The sequence below is a fragment of the uncultured Virgibacillus sp. genome (genome assembly GCF_947495635.1).
GTDB lineage: Bacteria > Bacillota > Bacilli > Bacillales > Amphibacillaceae > Virgibacillus > Virgibacillus salarius.
The window spans coordinates 1-3,167 of sequence record NZ_CANMAB010000180.1; the positions used below are offsets into that span (position 1 = coordinate 1).

General features: G+C 37.4%; 2 protein-coding genes. One reads left to right on the forward strand and one right to left on the reverse strand.

Translation table 11 applies throughout. The features are described 5' to 3' along the window. Positions 1-521: 521 nt before the first annotated feature. Positions 522-893: a DoxX family protein gene (locus Q1A47_RS20245; protein ID WP_240455807.1), complete on the reverse strand. Its 372-nt coding sequence runs from the start codon at positions 891-893 to the stop codon at positions 522-524. 385 nt (positions 894-1,278) lie between these two features. Here Q1A47_RS20245 and Q1A47_RS20250 point away from each other — a divergent pair, with 385 nt between their 5' ends. Continuing rightward, the gene (locus tag Q1A47_RS20250; RefSeq protein ID WP_166530715.1) at positions 1,279-2,994 is read left to right on the forward strand and encodes an ABC transporter ATP-binding protein; all 1,716 of its coding nucleotides are present in this window, start codon (positions 1,279-1,281) and stop codon (positions 2,992-2,994) included. The last annotated feature ends 173 nt before the right edge of the window (positions 2,995-3,167 follow it).

Genomic DNA, 3,167 nt, shown 5'->3' on the forward strand with positions numbered 1-3,167 from the left:
AGTGGGCAGCCGGAGTGGTGGTCAAGCAATAGCTATTATTCCATAATAGCTACTAGAGGAAGCGTAAATCTGAGCATGTAGTGATAAGGACTGAGCGAATATTGCTCAGTTTTTTGGGTTGTTAGCCAACATACTTTCGAAAAGGAAGCTGTATTTTATAAGGAGAAGAAAGCTTTATAATATCGAATAAATTTAAATATCCACAGAAAATAAAAGTTATGCACATTTTGTTGATAAAAAAATGAACAAAAATCAATATATGGTATAGATAAACAATTTGATCACAAAATAACTGCGAACATTTGTGCATATGTGGATAACTTTGTGGGTAATCACCGTTTTTCAACAGGAAACTGCCAAGTTATACACTATTTATCAACAGTTGAACATGAACTGGCAGTAAGCCCCCACCTCGAGCAATAACGTGAACCCAAAATTAGTAAGTGTGGAATCGACTGCCAGTAAATGTCCGACTGATCTAATCATCCATGGGGATAAACAAAACCCCCACGGATTGGAGTTTACTTATTTCTATCCCAAATTGTTAGCAATAAAATGAACATGACAATATCAAGACGTGCTTCGAATAAGAAAGCAAGTAGATTTTGATTTAATAGTATTGGTAATTTGGTTAGATAGATTGCTCCAAACATGATAAGAATCAATGGAGGGACAGCGATTTTTACATACATTTTACCAGCAATAAGTATTCCACAAACAATTTCAACGAGAGCAATTAGGAAAAGTGTTGTTTCTGGAAAGGGTATTCCTAACTGTGTAAATATCCCTTTGAAATCATGCACGATTAACTTCATCATCCCAGAAGTTATAAATACAAAACCAATCGAATAGCATACCCATTGATATAATGGCAACTTCAATGTACCTTTCACAAAATACCTCCCTTTTTTGTTGTTCGTTTAAACCTGCATGAATAGGCAGTAGGGATCCACCATAAGTTTTCGCAGAAATCGCATAGTGTAACTAGACGTTTCACTATCCGCAAATGTCCAAACGGTGTGAACAGAAAAACATATTTTTGTGGCTTTGCACTATCGATGGATCGAAGCATAGCAGAAGTCTTAGGGTCAATAGAACTAGGCTAACCACCAGTGAGGCATGTAGGAGAACGCAACCGATGGAAGCTTCCCTTTATATATATGCAGAGAGGTAGACAACCTTGCCAAGCTTTTTAAAATCTTAGGTTGGCTATCTTGCCAAGCCCCATCATTAGCCTTATAATTTCTTTTAGAATGCAGAAAGGAAGTGTACTTGGAAATGATACGCCGTTTTTTCTCCTATTATAAGCCACATAAGCGTTTATTTATCATAGATTTTACCTCTGCAGTAATTGTTGCTATTCTGGAGCTTGCCTTCCCAGTTGCTGTGCAAAGCTTTATTGATAAATTACTACCTGAAAATGATTGGGATATCATTGTGCTGGTAAGTATTTTATTGTTATTGGTTTATCTGATCAGTACTGCTTTACAATATGTCGTAACGTATTTAGGACATAAATTAGGAATAAATATTGAGACAGATATGCGTCAAGAGTTGTTTCATCATGTTCAACGACAATCGTTTCGTTTCTTTGATAATACGAAAACAGGTCATATCATGAGTCGTATCACCAATGATTTGTTTGATATTGGTGAGCTTGCTCACCATGGTCCAGAGGATTTCTTTATATCCATTATGACGTTTATCGGAGCATTCATTATTATGTTTACGATTAATGTTAAACTAGCAATTGTTATTCTTTTCGCCGTGCCTATTTTAATTTTCCTTATTGCTTATAGCAATATAAAAATGAATAAAGCTTGGAAGAAAATGTATGAGGATATTGCCGGTGTTAACGCAAGAGTGGAGGACGCAGTGTCTGGAGTTCGGGTTGTCCAGTCATTCACGAATGAAACACATGAGATGGATCGCTTTACTAAGGACAATTATAGCTTCCGTAAAGCAAAAGTTGGTGCTTATAAAGTAATGGCAATTGTACATTCAAATATCTATATGCTTATGCGCCTAATAACGCTGGTTGTATTAGTAGTAGGGGCATGGCTCACTTATCAGGAGGAGCTACTTATTGGTGAATTGGTAAGCTTTGTATTATTTGTAAATGTATTATTTACACCGATTCAAAAAATAACTGCTCTGCTGGAGTTATACCCTAAAGGAATGGCAGGATTTAAACGATTTGTTGATCTATTAGAAATTGAACCAGATGTGCAAAATAAAGACGATGCAACAGTAGTAGATCATCTAAAGGGAAATATCTCATTTGAACATGTTACGTTTGCTTACGAAAAAACACAAAAACCTGTATTAGATAAGCTTAGCTTTGGAATTAATGCAGGAGAGACGATTGCCTTTGTCGGACCATCGGGAGCAGGTAAGACAACCATTTGCTCGCTAATTCCACGTTTTTATGATGTGGACGGCGGGAGCGTGACAATTGATGGCATGGATATTCGCGATATGACGAAAGAATCACTTCGCCAGCAAATAGGTATTGTACAACAGGATGTATTTCTGTTTACTGGTACGTTGCGTGAGAATATAGCTTATGGAAAATTAGATGCGACGGATGAGGAAATTGAGCTAGCCGCACGTCGTGCTCATATGGAAGAATTTATTAAGGAGCTTCCAGATGGATATGAAACGCAGGTTGGTGAGCGTGGATTGAAGCTGTCGGGGGGACAAAAGCAACGGATTGCTATTGCGCGTATGTTCTTAAAGAATCCACCAATTCTTATTTTAGACGAAGCAACCTCAGCGCTCGATACCGAGACCGAAACAATTATTCAAAAGGCTCTAACAGAGCTTTCCAAGAATCGTACAACGCTCGTGATTGCCCATCGTCTTGCTACAATCAAAAATGCAGATCGGATAATGGTGGTAACAAAGGAGGGCATTGAAGAAGAGGGGAGTCATGAAGATTTACTTAAGCGAGATGGTATTTTTGCTCACTTGCATCGTGTACAAATGCGCTAATAAAATAGTTTTTACTAGAAAACGTCAATACTGCTAAGATTACTTCACTAGTCTAGGCTAGTAGAGGAGCGCTCTGCACCTCTACTAGCTTTTTTAATAAGTTAAGAAAGTATAAAATCAGTGCAATGACTGCGTTAAGCCAAGTAGTTATTTTGAAATGGTTGATGTATATT